General features: G+C 57.7%; 11 protein-coding genes. 9 read left to right on the top strand and 2 right to left on the bottom strand.

Annotated features, from left to right (window positions below; translation table 11 throughout):
* Positions 1-72 precede the first annotated feature (72 nt).
* Complete coding sequence (recN, locus tag MME58_RS21455) at positions 73-1746, bottom strand: DNA repair protein RecN (protein WP_054987347.1); 1674 nt, start codon at positions 1744-1746, stop codon at positions 73-75.
* Positions 1747-2016: 270 nt separating this feature from the next.
* Here recN and grpE point away from each other — a divergent pair, with 270 nt between their 5' ends.
* From grpE to greA, 7 genes are all read left to right on the top strand, one after another.
* Positions 2017-2580, top strand: a complete 564-nt coding sequence (grpE, locus tag MME58_RS21450; protein ID WP_054987348.1) for a nucleotide exchange factor GrpE — start codon at positions 2017-2019, stop codon at positions 2578-2580.
* Between the two features lie 111 nt (positions 2581-2691).
* Positions 2692-4608 carry a molecular chaperone DnaK gene (dnaK, locus tag MME58_RS21445; protein WP_005733029.1) on the top strand — a complete coding sequence of 639 codons (1917 nt, stop codon included), beginning with the start codon at positions 2692-2694 and terminating at the stop codon, positions 4606-4608.
* Between the two features lie 326 nt (positions 4609-4934).
* On the top strand, positions 4935-6077 hold the full coding sequence (gene dnaJ / locus MME58_RS21440) for a molecular chaperone DnaJ (protein ID WP_055006614.1): 1143 nt from the start codon (positions 4935-4937) through the stop codon (positions 6075-6077).
* Positions 6078-6099: 22 nt separating this feature from the next.
* Positions 6100-6903, top strand: a complete 804-nt coding sequence (gene dapB, locus MME58_RS21435) for a 4-hydroxy-tetrahydrodipicolinate reductase (RefSeq protein WP_054987351.1) — start codon at positions 6100-6102, stop codon at positions 6901-6903.
* A gap of 216 nt (positions 6904-7119) precedes the next feature.
* A complete protein-coding gene (gene carA, locus MME58_RS21430) occupies positions 7120-8256 on the top strand; it encodes a glutamine-hydrolyzing carbamoyl-phosphate synthase small subunit (protein WP_003418841.1) in 1137 nt (378 codons plus the stop codon).
* Between the two features lie 136 nt (positions 8257-8392).
* The gene (gene carB, locus MME58_RS21425; RefSeq protein WP_055006613.1) at positions 8393-11614 is read left to right on the top strand and encodes a carbamoyl-phosphate synthase large subunit; all 3222 of its coding nucleotides are present in this window, start codon (positions 8393-8395) and stop codon (positions 11612-11614) included.
* Positions 11611-12087, top strand: coding sequence for a transcription elongation factor GreA (gene greA, locus MME58_RS21420; protein ID WP_002555134.1), 477 nt, complete (start codon positions 11611-11613; stop codon positions 12085-12087). Before carB ends, greA begins: the two co-directional genes overlap by 4 nt.
* Positions 12088-12167: 80 nt before the next feature.
* Here the strand turns inward: greA and MME58_RS21415 are convergent, their stop codons facing one another.
* A complete protein-coding gene (locus MME58_RS21415) occupies positions 12168-12479 on the bottom strand; it encodes a YhbY family RNA-binding protein (protein WP_003340569.1) in 312 nt (103 codons plus the stop codon).
* Positions 12480-12582: 103 nt separating this feature from the next.
* On the opposite strand from MME58_RS21415, the gene rlmE reads away from it, so the two are divergent.
* Both rlmE and ftsH read left to right on the top strand, forming a co-directional pair.
* A complete protein-coding gene (rlmE, locus tag MME58_RS21410; protein ID WP_004666214.1) occupies positions 12583-13233 on the top strand; it encodes a 23S rRNA (uridine(2552)-2'-O)-methyltransferase RlmE in 651 nt (216 codons plus the stop codon).
* A gap of 193 nt (positions 13234-13426) precedes the next feature.
* A complete protein-coding gene (ftsH, locus tag MME58_RS21405; protein ID WP_054987353.1) occupies positions 13427-15331 on the top strand; it encodes an ATP-dependent zinc metalloprotease FtsH in 1905 nt (634 codons plus the stop codon).

The following is a 15331-nucleotide window of genomic DNA, read 5'->3' as shown; positions in this document are numbered from 1 at the left end:
GCGTAAAACCAGCAACAAAGGCGACCCAGGGTCGCCTTTGTGCTTTCCATGACTCAGCTTTCTGGTCTGGACTCAGCTTTTGGCCGTAACAACCATCTTTTTGGCGTGCGCCAGAGATTCCTTGGTCAGGTCGATGCCGCCCAGCATTCGAGCCACTTCTTCTATGCGTTCGGTTTTGCTGAGTTTGGAGACTGCGGTGCGCGTTGCATCGTTGTCCCTTACCTTGTGCACAAACAGATGTTGATGACCCTGGGCCGCAACCTGTGGCAAGTGAGTGACGGTCATGACCTGGCCGCGCTCGCCCAGGCGACGTAGCAATTGCCCCACGATCTCGGCAGTCGGACCGCCGATACCCACATCGACTTCATCGAATACCAGCGTCGGCACTCGTGAGGTTTGTGCGGTGATGACCTGAATCGCAAGGCTGATACGCGACAGTTCGCCACCCGATGCGACTTTCGCCAGCGCCTTGAGGGGTTGGCCGGGGTTGGCACTGACCAGTAGCTCTACCTGCTCCAGGCCATGAGGTGATGGTTCTGCACTGGCGTTGGCTTTGAGGTCGATCTGGAAGCGACCACCGGGCATGCCCAGTCGATGGATTTCCTGCTCTACAGCGCTGGCCAGTGTCGTTGCCGAATTGCGGCGCAGGTCACTCAGCTCACGGGCCTTGTCCTGATAATGCCGGGCAAATGCCTGAACTTCGTGTTGCAGGCGCTCGATGGATTCGTCGTTGGCATTCAGGGTTTCTATTTCATCCAGCAGCTTTTGTTGCAGCGTCGCCACTTCGCCTGGCTGGATGCGGTGCTTGCGCGCCAGCGTGTAGATGGCATCAAGGCGCTCTTCGAGTTGTTGCAGCCTGGCCGGGTCGGCATCGAAGTGATCCAGAAAGCGGTTCAGCTCGCCTACGGCTTCTTCTACCTGGATTTGTGCGCTGGACAGCAAGCCGGTGGCCTCGCTCAGGGCGGATGGCGAGTGGTCTACGCTGCCGAGCCGATGCAGGCTGGCGGTCAGGGCATTGAGCACATTGCCGGAATCGCTTTCACTGCACTGCTCGACCACCTGTCGGCAAATGCTCAGGAGGCTTTCGGCGTTGGTCAGGTCCTTGTGTTCCTGTTCCAGCTGTTCAAGCTCGTTTTCGCCCAGGCTGAGGCTTTCAAGCTCTTCGAGCTGATAGCTCAACAGCTGATGACGTGCGCGCTGCTCGTCCCCTGAGTTGGAAAGGCGCTCAAGCTCCTGACGCGTTTGCCGCCAGCGCTGCGCGGCGAGGTGTACCTGTCGGGCCAGATCGGTCGCACCTGCGTATTCGTCCAGCAGGCGCCGGTGAGTATCGGTCTTGAGCAGCGACTGATGCTCATGCTGGCTGTGGATATCGATGAGCAGTTCGCCCAGCGCTTTCAGGTCACCCTGAGGGCAGGGCGAGCCATTGATATAAGAACGGGAACGACCTTCGGCAGTAATCACCCGGCGCAGGATGCAGGGGCCGTCGTTGTCCAGATCGCGCTCTTTCAGCCAGGTCTGTGCCTCGGGAATGTCGCCCAGGTCGAAGGTGGCCAGAATATCGGCCTTGTCGGCACCCGGCCTGACCACGCCACTGTCGGCACGGTCGCCCAGCGTCAGGCCCAGGGCGTCGAGCATGATCGACTTGCCGGCACCGGTTTCGCCAGTGATGACGCTCATGCCTCGATCCAGTTCAAGGTCAAGGTGTTCGACAATGGCGTAGTTGTGTACGGAAAGGTGCACCAGCATTGAGCGGCTCCCGGGCTGTTTGTCTGGTTATTTATACAGTGTTTTATTTGTCTCTGACAATGCCCTCGCTTAGCTCGATTTGATCGGTTTGCAGTAGTTTTTAGTCGCTATTGTGTCAGGTCGCAATTTTTCGCTGCCCTGGAATCCGGATTATTTGTCAGGGAATACGTATCTCGATCGCATGAAACCCTTGAAGCCGGAAATTCCGATCCCATATAGGTGGGCAGAAGCGCGAATCGGGATCGCGGACGTTTTTAGAGGAGAACATGTATGGCTGACGAACAGAATCTGGATGCGCAGGCTCAGGATCAGGCTGCCGAGGCGGGCGTGGGTGAAGATCTGACAACCCGCGTGCAGGTGCTCGAAGAGCAACTGGCTGCTGCGCAGGACCAATCCCTTCGCGTGGCTGCGGATCTGCAGAATGTCCGCCGCCGTGCCGAACAGGATGTTGAAAAAGCGCACAAGTTTGCGCTGGAAAAATTTGCCGGTGATCTGTTGCCGATCATCGACAGCCTGGAGCGAGGCCTTGATCTGTCCAGTCCGGACGATGAAAGCATTCGCCCCATGCGTGAAGGCATCGAGCTGACCTTGAAGATGTTCCAGGACACCCTCAAGCGTTATCAGCTGGAAGCCATCGATCCGCATGGCCAGCCGTTCAGTGCCGATCAGCACCAGGCGATGGCCATGCAGGAAAGTACCGACGTCGAGCCCAATACAGTGCTCAAGGTATTCCAGAAGGGTTATCAGCTTAATGGTCGTCTGCTGCGTCCGGCCATGGTCGTGGTCAGCAAGGCACCATCGCCTGCAACGCCGTCAATCAACGAGCAGGCTTGAAATCAGCTGTAAGGCCCCCATTTAAAGGTCAAGCGTTTAAGAGCTACCGCACGGTGTAAGCGCACCGGCGGCAACCACATCCAAGTTTTGCAAGTTTCGGGAGAGTCAAAGATGGGCAGAATTATCGGTATCGACCTGGGGACTACCAACTCCTGCGTCTCCATTCTGGAAAACGGTAACGTCAAGGTTATCGAGAACGCAGAAGGTACTCGTACCACACCTTCGATCATTGCTTATGCCAACGATGGCGAGATTCTGGTCGGTCAGTCCGCCAAGCGTCAGGCCGTTACCAACCCGCACAACACGCTGTATGCGGTTAAGCGTCTGATCGGTCGCAAGTTTGAAGAAGATGTCGTTCAGAAAGACATCCAGATGGTTCCTTACAAGATCGTCAAGGCTGACAACGGTGACGCCTGGGTTGAAGTGAATGGCCAGAAAATGGCGCCTCCTCAGATTTCCGCCGAAATCCTGAAGAAAATGAAAAAGACTGCCGAAGACTACCTCGGTGAAGCGGTTACCGAAGCGGTCATCACCGTTCCGGCCTACTTCAACGACAGTCAGCGTCAGGCTACCAAGGACGCTGGTCGTATCGCCGGTCTGGACGTCAAGCGCATCATCAACGAACCAACCGCGGCCGCTCTGGCTTACGGTATGGACAAGGCCAAGGGCGACCACACGGTCATCGTTTATGACCTGGGTGGCGGTACCTTCGACGTGTCGGTCATCGAGATTGCCGAAGTCGATGGCGAGCACCAGTTCGAAGTGCTGGCAACCAACGGTGACACGTTCCTGGGTGGTGAAGACTTCGACATTCGTCTGATCGACTACTTCGTCGACGAATTCAAGAAAGAAAGCGGCATGAACCTCAAGGGTGATCCGTTGGCGATGCAGCGTCTGAAAGAAGCTGCTGAAAAAGCCAAGATCGAGTTGTCTTCCAGCACTCAGACCGAAGTCAACCTGCCGTACATCACTGCAGATGCAACCGGTCCAAAGCACCTGGTCGTGAAGATTTCGCGCTCCAAGCTGGAATCGCTGGTTGAAGACCTGGTTCAGCGCACCATCGCCCCGTGCGAAATGGCGCTTAAAGATGCTGGTATCGACAGAAGTAAGATCAACGACGTGATTCTGGTCGGTGGCCAGACGCGTATGCCGCTGGTTCAGAAGCTGGTTACCGAGTTCTTCGGTAAAGAAGCGCGTAAAGACGTCAACCCTGACGAAGCCGTTGCCATGGGTGCTGCCATCCAGGGCGCCGTGTTGGCTGGTGATGTCAAAGACGTTCTGCTGCTCGACGTCAGCCCGCTGACTCTGGGTATCGAAACCATGGGCGGCGTGATGACTGCGCTGATCGAGAAGAACACCACGATCCCTACCAAGAAATCCCAGGTGTTCTCGACGGCCGATGACAACCAGAACGCGGTAACCATTCACGTACTGCAGGGTGAGCGTAAGCAAGCCGGTCAGAACAAGTCTCTGGGCAAGTTCGACCTGGCCGAGATTCCACCTGCTCCACGTGGTGTGCCACAGATCGAAGTGACCTTCGACATCGACGCAAACGGCATTCTGCACGTTGGCGCGAAAGACAAGGCTACCGGCAAGCAGCAGTCCATCGTGATCAAGGCCAACTCCGGCCTGTCCGAGGAAGAGATTCAGCAGATGGTTCGCGATGCTGAAGTCAACTCCGAAGAAGATCGCAAGTTCGAAGAGCTGGCCTCTGCCCGTAACCAGGGTGATGCGCTGGTCCACTCGACTCGCAAGATGATCGCTGATGCGGGCGACAAGGTCACCGCTGAAGAGAAAACCGCAGTAGAGGCCGCACTGGTTGCCCTGGAAGCCGCTATCAAGGGCGACGACAAGGCTGCCATTGAGGCCAAGGTCGAAGAACTGTCGAAGGTTTCCGCGCCAATTGCTCAGAAGATGTACGCCGAGCAGGCTGAAAACCCTGAAGCAGCGGCCAAGCCGGCTGAAGAAAATGCCAAGGCTGACGACGTTGTCGATGCCGAGTTCGAAGAAGTGAAAGACCACAAGTAAGCGCAGGCTCACTTGAACGCCGGTTGACCTCTTTTGAGCGTTGACTGGTAGGATGTCGCCGCGCGGGAGCTTGCTCCCGCGTTGGCGTGTCTGGAACAGGCAAAAATTTCGGCGTGTGGAGTCGCTCCGCATGCCTCGTGGCAAGATCGCGACGCTCCTGCGTGGCGAATCATTCTGCCGCTTTCTCGGCCGATTCATCAGGCCGTTGAACGAAGACCAGGATCGTTGAATCGACGTGAGTTGGGTCCGGGCCTGTATGGGGCTCAACGAGTTTGGCGGGGCTCAGGAGAGCTTTCGCCAAACGTCCTCAAGAGTGCGGAAGAACTATGGCAAAGCGTGATTATTACGAAGTGTTGGGAGTGGAGCGAGGCTCCAGCGAGGCGGACCTGAAGAAGGCTTATCGTCGTCTGGCGATGAAGCATCACCCTGACCGCAACCCTGATGACAAAGCATCGGAAGAGCTGTTCAAAGAGGCCAATGAGGCCTACGAAGTGCTGTCCGACGCCAGCAAGCGTGCTGCCTACGATCAGTATGGTCATGCCGGTGTCGACCCGAGCATGGGTGGCGGCGGTGGTTTTGGTGGTGGTGCCGGTGGTGCCAACTTCTCCGATATCTTCGGCGATGTGTTCAGTGACTTCTTTGGCGGCGGCCGTGCTGGTGGCGGCGGCGGTCGTGGCGGTGCCCAGCGTGGCAGCGATTTGCGTTATACGCTGGAGCTGAATCTGGAAGAGGCGGTTCGCGGTACTAACGTGAATATCCGCGTTCCGACGCTGGTCAACTGCAAGCCATGCGATGGCAGCGGTGCCAAGAAGGGCTCATCGCCTGTTACCTGCCCTACGTGTGGTGGTATTGGTCAGGTCCGCATGCAGCAGGGTTTCTTCTCTGTGCAGCAAACCTGCCCGCGTTGCCACGGTCACGGCAAGATCATTTCCGACCCGTGCGATTCGTGCCACGGCGAAGGTCGTGTCGAAGAGTCCAAGACGCTGTCCGTCAAAGTGCCGCCAGGTGTCGATACCGGTGACCGCATTCGCCTGTCCGGCGAAGGCGAGGCGGGTGCTCAGGGTGGACCGACCGGCGACCTGTATGTCGTGATCAATGTGCGCGAACACGCGATCTTCCAGCGTGACGGCAAGCACCTGTTTTGCGAAGTGCCAATCAGCTTTACCGATGCGGCATTGGGTGGCGAGCTTGAAGTGCCGACGCTCGACGGCCGCGTCAAACTGAAAATCCCCGAAGGTACTCAGACCGGCAAGCAGTTCCGCCTGCGTGGCAAGGGTGTTGCTCCGGTGCGTGGCGGTGGTGCTGGTGACTTGATGTGCCGCGTTGCAGTCGAGACCCCGGTCAACCTGAGCAAGCGTCAGCGTGAATTGCTCGAAGAGTTCCGTACATCGCTTGAAAGCGACGAATCCCACTCTCCCAAGGCCAGTGGCTGGTTCGAGGGTGTGAAGCGTTTCTTCGGCGATCTGTAAGGTTTATCAACGGGAGCAGGGCATGCGACGTATTGCTGTAGTGGGCGCCGCCGGGCGCATGGGCAAGACCTTGATCGAAGCGGTTCAGCAGGCACCTGGCGCCGGCTTGACCGCCGCTGTCGATCGTCCTGACAGCACGCTGGTGGGTGCTGATGCGGGCGAGCTGGCTGCGTTGGGTCGTATCGGTGTGCCATTGTCGGGTGACCTGGCAAAAGTGGCGGACGAGTTCGACGTGTTGATCGATTTCACTCACCCCTCGGTGACACTGAAAAATCTGGCGTTCTGCCGCAAAGCCGGCAAGGCCATGATTATCGGAACGACGGGTTTCAGTGCTGAAGAGAAACAGCGTCTGGTCGAGGCGGGTAAAGACATCCCGATCGTGTTTGCTGCCAATTTCAGCGTCGGTGTAAACCTTTGCCTGAAGTTACTGGACACCGCTGCCCGCGTCCTGGGTGACGAGGTCGATATCGAAATCACCGAGGCGCACCACAGGCACAAGGTCGATGCGCCTTCCGGTACCGCCTTGCGCATGGGTGAAGTGGTTGCCAGTGCGCTGGGGCGCGACCTGGAAAAGGTTGCTGTTTACGGGCGTGAAGGCCAGACCGGCGCGCGTGATCGTCAGACCATCGGTTTCGCGACCATTCGTGCCGGTGATGTGGTCGGTGACCATACCGTGCTGTTTGCAGCGGACGGAGAACGGGTCGAAATCACCCACAAGGCGTCCAGTCGCATGACTTTTGCCAAGGGGGCCGTACGGGCTGCAATGTGGCTCGACGGCAAGGCTCCCGGGCTTTACGACATGCAGGATGTGTTGGGTCTGCATTGATTTCATACAGGGCCATTCGTGGTCCTGTCGCATTTCCCCGCATTTCAGGCTCATTGGTGGTAGACCAAAAAGGGCCTTTTCTGTAAGCTACAGCTTTAGTGTGTCCACTAAAAGCGCGCAGATGATTCCATAAGAAAGCGGGGTGACGTAACTACGTCATTCCGCTTTTTTGCAGCCTGCGATCGCCCTTTCAGGTTTTATTTACGGGAGGTCTTCTTGACTAAGCCAGCCATACTCGCCCTTGCTGATGGCAGCATTTTTCGCGGCGAAGCCATTGGAGCCGACGGTCAGACCGTTGGTGAGGTGGTGTTCAACACCGCAATGACAGGCTATCAGGAAATTCTTACCGATCCTTCCTACGCCCAGCAGATCGTTACCCTGACTTACCCGCATATCGGCAACACCGGCACCACCCCTGAAGACGCAGAATCTGATCGTGTCTGGTCAGCCGGCCTGGTCATTCGCGACCTGCCTCTGGTAGCCAGCAACTGGCGTAACAAGCTGTCCCTCGGTGATTACCTGAAAGCCAATAACGTTGTTGCCATCGCCGGCATCGACACGCGTCGCCTGACCCGCATCCTGCGTGAGAAAGGCGCCCAGAACGGCTGCATCCTGGCCGGCGATAACATCACCGAAGAGGCAGCCATCGCCGCTGCTCGCAGCTTCCCGGGCCTCAAGGGCATGGACCTGGCCAAGGAAGTCTGCACCAAGGACACCTACGAGTGGCGTTCCAGCGTCTGGGATCTGAAAACCGACAGCCACCCTGAAATCGCCGCGTCCGAGTTGCCTTATCACGTGGTCGCCTACGATTACGGCGTCAAGGTCAACATCCTGCGCATGCTGGTCGAGCGCGGCTGCCGCGTAACCGTGGTGCCTGCACAAATGCCTGCCAGTGAAGTGCTCGCCTACAAGCCGGACGGCGTTTTCCTGTCCAACGGCCCAGGCGATCCGGAGCCGTGCGACTACGCCATCAAGGCGATCAGGGAAGTGCTGGAAACCGACATTCCGGTGTTCGGCATCTGCCTCGGCCACCAGTTGCTGGCGCTGGCCGCGGGTGCCAAGACCGTGAAGATGGGCCACGGCCACCACGGTGCGAACCACCCGGTCCAGGATCTGGACACCGGTGTGGTCATGATCACGAGCCAGAACCACGGTTTTGCGGTGGATGAAGCGACCCTGCCGAGCAACGTTCGCGCCATCCACAAGTCGCTGTTCGACGGCACCCTGCAGGGTATCGAACTGACCGACAAGAGCGCATTCAGCTTCCAGGGTCACCCTGAAGCGAGTCCGGGCCCGAACGACGTCGCGCCTTTGTTCGATCGCTTTATCGAAGCCATGGCCAAGCGCCGCTGACCGGTTGCCTTGAGACTGTAATACGCAGGTGCCCAGGGCGGCCCCGGACTCGGTGTCCGGTCGCTGCCGCCCAGGCCACCTCAGACAAATGTTCAAGACGGCTTGCCGACTGACCTGCGGATTTGAGTGACAACCCATGCCAAAACGTACAGATATTAAAAGCATCCTGATTCTCGGCGCCGGCCCCATCGTGATCGGCCAGGCCTGTGAATTCGACTACTCCGGCGCCCAGGCCTGCAAGGCTCTGCGTGAGGAGGGTTACCGCGTCATCCTGGTGAACTCCAACCCGGCCACCATCATGACCGACCCGGCCATGGCCGACGCCACCTACATCGAGCCGATCAAATGGCAGACCGTTGCCAAGATCATCGAAAAAGAGCGTCCGGACGCACTGCTGCCGACCATGGGCGGCCAGACGGCGCTGAACTGCGCACTGGATCTGGAGCGTGAAGGCGTTCTGGAGAAGTTCGGCGTCGAGATGATCGGTGCCAATGCCGACACCATCGACAAGGCTGAAGACCGTTCGCGTTTCGACAGGGCCATGAAGTCCATCGGCCTGGCCTGCCCGCGCTCCGGCATCGCGCACAGCATGGAAGAGGCCAACGCGGTTCTTGAGAAACTTGGTTTCCCTTGCATCATTCGTCCGTCGTTCACCATGGGTGGTACGGGCGGCGGTATCGCGTACAACCGTGAAGAGTTCGAAGAAATCTGCGCCCGTGGTCTGGACCTGTCGCCGACCAAGGAACTGCTGATCGACGAATCGCTGATCGGCTGGAAAGAGTACGAAATGGAAGTTGTCCGTGACAAAAAGGACAACTGCATCATCGTCTGCTCGATCGAAAACTTCGACCCGATGGGCGTGCACACCGGTGACTCCATCACGGTTGCTCCGGCACAGACCCTGACCGACAAGGAATACCAGATCCTGCGTAATGCCTCGCTGGCAGTGCTGCGCGAGATCGGTGTCGAAACCGGCGGCTCCAACGTTCAGTTCGGCATCTGCCCGGACACCGGCCGCATGGTCGTGATTGAGATGAACCCGCGCGTATCGCGCTCCTCGGCACTGGCTTCCAAGGCGACCGGTTTCCCGATCGCCCGCGTTGCTGCCAAACTGGCAGTGGGTTACACCCTCGACGAGCTGTCGAACGAAATCACTGGCGGCAAGACCCCAGCTTCTTTCGAGCCGTCAATCGACTATGTCGTCACCAAGCTGCCGCGCTTCGCATTCGAGAAGTTCGCCAAGGCCGATGCCCGCCTGACCACGCAGATGAAGTCGGTCGGTGAAGTCATGGCCATCGGCCGTACTTTCCAGGAATCCCTGCAGAAAGCGCTGCGCGGTCTGGAAGTCGGCGTTTGCGGTCTCGATCCGAAGCTGGACCTGAGCCACCCGGAAAGCATGAGTACGCTCAAGCGTGAGCTGACCGTACCGGGTGCCGAGCGTATCTGGTACGTCGCCGACGCGTTCCGCGCAGGCATGACGGTTGAAGACATCTTCGCCATGAACATGATCGACCCTTGGTTCCTGGTGCAGATTGAAGATCTCATCAAGGACGAGGAAAAGGTCAAGACACTGGGTCTGTCGGCAATCGATCGCGACCTGATGTTCCGCCTCAAGCGCAAAGGGTTCTCTGACGCGCGCCTGGCCAAACTGGTCGGCGTTACCGAGAAAAACCTGCGCACTCATCGTCACAAGCTGGATGTCTTCCCGGTCTACAAGCGCGTCGATACCTGCGCCGCCGAGTTTGCAACCGACACCGCGTACCTGTACTCGACGTACGAAGAAGAGTGCGAAGCCAATCCTTCGACGCGCGACAAGATCATGATCCTCGGCGGTGGTCCTAACCGCATCGGTCAGGGTATCGAGTTCGATTACTGCTGTGTACATGCTGCTCTGGCGCTGCGTGAGGACGGGTACGAGACCATCATGGTCAACTGCAACCCGGAAACCGTCTCTACCGATTACGACACCTCCGATCGCCTGTACTTCGAGCCTGTCACTCTGGAAGACGTGCTGGAAATCGTGCGTGTCGAGAAGCCGAAAGGCGTGATCGTTCAATACGGTGGCCAGACGCCGCTGAAGCTGGCGCGCGCACTGGAAGCCGCCGGTGTACCGATCATCGGCACCAGCCCTGACGCCATCGACCGTGCCGAAGACCGCGAGCGCTTCCAGCAGATGGTCGAGCGCCTTAACCTGCGTCAGCCGCCAAACGCCACCGTGCGCAGCGAAGACGAAGCCATTCGTGCTGCAGCGAAGATCGGTTATCCGCTGGTGGTGCGTCCGTCCTATGTACTGGGCGGTCGTGCGATGGAAATCGTTTACCAGGAAGACGAACTCAAGCGTTACCTGCGCGAGGCGGTTCAGGTGTCCAACGACAGCCCCGTGCTGCTGGATCACTTCCTGAACTGCGCCATCGAAATGGACGTCGATGCCGTCTGTGACGGTACTGATGTGGTGATCGGCGCGATCATGCAGCACATCGAACAGGCCGGTGTTCACTCTGGTGACTCCGCTTGCTCGCTGCCGCCGTACTCGCTGCCTGCCCACATCCAGGACGAGATGCGCGAGCAGGTCAAGAAGATGGCTCTGGAGCTGGGCGTTGTCGGCCTGATGAACGTACAGCTGGCACTTCAGGGCGAAGACATCTATGTCATCGAAGTCAACCCGCGTGCATCGCGCACCGTGCCATTCGTTTCCAAGTGCATCGGCGTTTCCCTGGCGATGGTCGCTGCTCGCGTAATGGCCGGCAAAACCCTGAAAGAGCTGAACTTCACCAAGGAAATCATCCCGAATTTCTACAGCGTGAAAGAGGCGGTGTTCCCGTTCGCCAAATTCCCTGGCGTTGACCCTATCCTTGGCCCGGAAATGAAGTCGACCGGCGAAGTGATGGGCGTGGGCGATACCTTCGGTGAAGCGTTCGCCAAGGCCCAGATGGGTGCCAGCGAAGTGCTGCCTACCGGCGGCACTGCGTTCATCAGCGTGCGTGACGATGACAAGCCGCTGGTTGAAGCGGTCGCTCGCGACCTCATCAATCTGGGTTTCGAAATCGTTGCCACCGCAGGCACTGCCAAACTGATAGAAGCGGCAGGTCTGAAAGTACGTCGCGTCAACAAAGTGACCGAAGGCCGTCCGCATGTGGTCGATATGATCAAGAATGACGAAGTCACCCTGATCATCAACACCACCGAAGGTCGCCAGTCGATCGCTGATTCCTACTCCATCCGTCGCAATGCCTTGCAGCACAAGATTTATTGCACCACTACCATTGCAGCAGGCGAAGCGATCTGTGAGGCGCTCAAGTTCGGTCCAGAGAAGACCGTACGTCGCTTGCAGGATCTCCATGCAGGATTGAAGGCATGATCAAATACCCAATGACCGTTCAGGGCGCTCGCGCCCTGGAAGAAGAACTGACTCACCTGACCAAGGTGATTCGTCCCAAGTTGAGCCAGGACATCGGTACTGCGCGCGAACTGGGCGATTTGAAGGAAAACGCTGAATACCATGCTGCCCGCGAGCAGCAGGGTATGGTCGAGGCGCGTATTCGTGATATCGAAGGTCGCATGCAGAATGCTGTGGTGATCGACGTCACGACTATTCCGCACACCGGCAAGGTGATTTTCGGCACGACAGTCGAAATCGCCAATGTCGAAACCGACGAAAGCGTTGTCTACCAGATCGTTGGTGAGGACGAAGCGGATATCAAGAAGGGCAAGATTTCAGTGGGCTCGCCCATCGCTCGCGCCCTGATTGCCAAGGAAGAGGGTGATGTTGTTGTCGTGAAAACGCCCAGCGGCGTTATCGAGTACGAAATCATCGAAGTGCGTCATATCTGAAACCTGTCGCCCGCTCTGGCGGGCGCAGTCAGTGACAAAAAAGAGTCAGGGCACGCTTTTCGCTGCCCTGACTTCTGTTTTTATCCGTGCGCGCGGTGGACGTTGGACAGTTGCTTGTTTACCTTTGGGTTCTTGCGATAGATCAGCGCCATTTTGCCGATGACCTGTACCAGATCCGCTGAACCGGCCTTGCACAGTTCTGCAATGGCACCCAGGCGGCTTTCGCGGTCGAGGATGTTGAGCTTGATCTTGATCAGCTCATGATCGCTCAGTGCGCGTTCAAGCTCTGCAAGTACACCTTCAGTCAAACCATTGTCAGCCACGATCAATACCGGTTTCAGATGGTGGCCAATGGATTTGTATTGTTTCTTCTGCTCTGGAGTGAGCGGCATAATCTGACCTCTGCGTCTGATCTTTTAAAAGCGGCGGCCAGTTTACCCGAGCGAGTCCGGGACCGCCCAGTTAATCACGACTCGTTTATTTTTGAGGTGCCCCGTGGCCCGTTCCAAGACAAGCCATAACTGGCTTAAAGAACACTTCGACGACAAGTACGTCAAAATGGCGCAGAAGGACGGCTACCGTTCGCGCGCCAGCTACAAGCTGCTCGAGATCCAGGAAAAGGACAAGCTCATCCGTCCGGGCATGACCGTAATCGACCTGGGTGCTGCGCCGGGAGGTTGGTCGCAGGTGACCAGTCGTCTGATTGGAGGTCAAGGTCGACTGATCGCTTCCGACATCCTGGAAATGGACAGCATCCCGGACGTGACCTTCATTCAGGGCGATTTCACCGAGGACAAGATTCTCGAGCAGATCCTGGAAGCGGTCGGTAATACGCAAGTAGACCTTGTGATTTCCGATATGGCCCCCAATATGAGTGGATTGAGCGCTGTGGATATGCCGCGTGCGATGTTTCTCTGCGAATTGGCACTCGATCTTGCTGGTCGGGTACTGCGTCCCGGTGGCGATTTTCTGATCAAGGTCTTCCAGGGTGAAGGCTTCGATGTCTACCACAAGGATATTCGCAAGCTGTTCGACAAGGTGCAGATGCGCAAGCCTTCGTCGTCCCGCGACAGATCGCGCGAGCAATACCTGCTGGCTCGTGGCTTCCGCGGCATCGACGGTGCAGCCAGCATCGAGCGTTTTTGATGCGGCGCGATAGCTTTTTTCAAATGGCTTTGCCGATGCAGCATGACTGAACATTGCGTTGTCAAAGTTTCATAAAGGGTTACAGACGGTGTCTGCCGTATCTGTAGGTTCTGTAGTAAGTTAGGCCGGTGAATATCATGCGAGGCACGCTTGCTGCGTGGAGCTTGCTTCAGAGGGTAGCTAATTGAACGATATGGCAAAGAATTTGATCCTGTGGTTGATCATCGCGGCTGTCCTCGTGACGGTGATGAACAACTTCTCCAGCCCTAACGAGCCGCAGAACCTCAACTATTCCGAGTTCATCCAGCAGGTCAAGGATGGCAAGGTCGAGAAGGTTTCTGTAGACGGCTACGTCATTACGGGCAAGCGCAGCGATGGCGATACCTTCAAGACCATCCGCCCGAACATCCCGGACAATGGCCTGATCGGTGATCTGGTCAGCAACAACGTCGTGATCGAAGGCAAGCAGCCCGAGCAGCAGAGCATCTGGACCCAATTGCTGGTTGCCAGCTTCCCGATACTGGTGATTATCGCGGTGTTCATGTTCTTCATGCGCCAGATGCAGGGTGGGGCAGGCGGTAAAGGCGGCCCGATGAGCTTTGGCAAGAGCAAGGCGCGCCTTCTATCCGAAGATCAGGTCAAGACGACCCTGGCTGACGTTGCCGGTTGCGACGAAGCGAAGGAAGAAGTAGGCGAGCTGGTCGAGTTCCTTCGCGATCCGGGCAAGTTCCAGCGCCTGGGCGGTAGAATTCCACGCGGTGTGCTGATGGTCGGGCCTCCGGGTACCGGTAAGACGCTGATCGCCAAGGCTATCGCAGGCGAGGCCAAGGTCCCGTTCTTCACCATTTCCGGTTCTGACTTTGTCGAGATGTTCGTAGGTGTCGGCGCAAGCCGCGTTCGCGACATGTTCGAGCAAGCCAAGAAGCACGCTCCCTGCATCATCTTCATCGACGAAATCGATGCGGTCGGTCGTCATCGTGGCGCAGGCATGGGCGGTGGTCACGACGAGCGCGAGCAGACTCTCAACCAGTTGCTGGTCGAGATGGACGGTTTTGAAATGAATGACGGCATTATCGTCATTGCTGCAACCAACCGCCCTGACGTACTTGACCCTGCGCTGCTGCGTCCTGGCCGTTTCGACCGTCAGGTGGTTGTAGGTCTGCCTGACATTCGTGGTCGTGAGCAGATCCTCAAGGTTCACATGCGCAAGGTTCCGATGGGTGAAGACGTGAACGCAGGCGTTATTGCTCGCGGTACTCCGGGCTTCTCCGGTGCGGATCTGGCCAACCTGGTCAACGAAGCGTCCCTGTTCGCTGCGCGCTCCGGCAAGCGCGTTGTAGAAATGAAGGAGTTCGAACTGGCCAAGGACAAGATCATGATGGGCGCCGAGCGCAAATCGATGGTCATGTCCGAAAAGGAAAAACGCAACACGGCTTACCACGAAGCGGGTCACGCTATCGTCGGGCGTCTCGTGCCAGAGCATGATCCGGTCTACAAGGTCTCGATCATCCCTCGTGGTCGCGCTCTGGGCGTTACGATGTTCCTGCCTGAAGAAGACCGTTACAGCCTGTCCAAGCGTGCATTGGTCAGCCAGATCTGCTCGCTTTACGGTGGCCGTATAGCAGAAGAGATGACTCTGGGTTTCGATGGCGTCACCACTGGTGCCTCCAATGACATCATGCGTGCCAGCCAGATTGCCCGGAACATGGTGACCAAATGGGGCCTGTCTGAAAAGCTCGGCCCATTGATGTACTCCGAGGACGAAGATGCGGGTTACCTGGGACGTGGCAGCAGCCAGAACTCCAGCGTTTCCGGCGACACCGCCAAGTTGATCGACTCGGAAGTGCGCAGCATCATCGATCACTGCTACGGCACCGCCAAGCAGTTGCTGACGGATAATCGCGACAAGCTTGAAGCGATGGCCGATGCGTTGATGAAGTACGAAACCATCGATGCCGACCAGATCGACGACATCATGACAGGTCGTCCTCCGCGTGAGCCGCGTGACTGGGGTGGTGGTTCGGGTACCAACGGTACTCCGATCACGCCTGACCCTCGTCCGGAAACTCCGATTGGCGGCCCTGCTGCCGAGCATTAA

Source organism: Pseudomonas syringae pv. tagetis (assembly GCF_022557255.1).
Taxonomy (GTDB): domain Bacteria; phylum Pseudomonadota; class Gammaproteobacteria; order Pseudomonadales; family Pseudomonadaceae; genus Aquipseudomonas; species Aquipseudomonas caricapapayae.
Note: the sequence above shows the minus strand (reverse complement) of the source record. Positions and strands in the feature narration are given on the sequence as shown.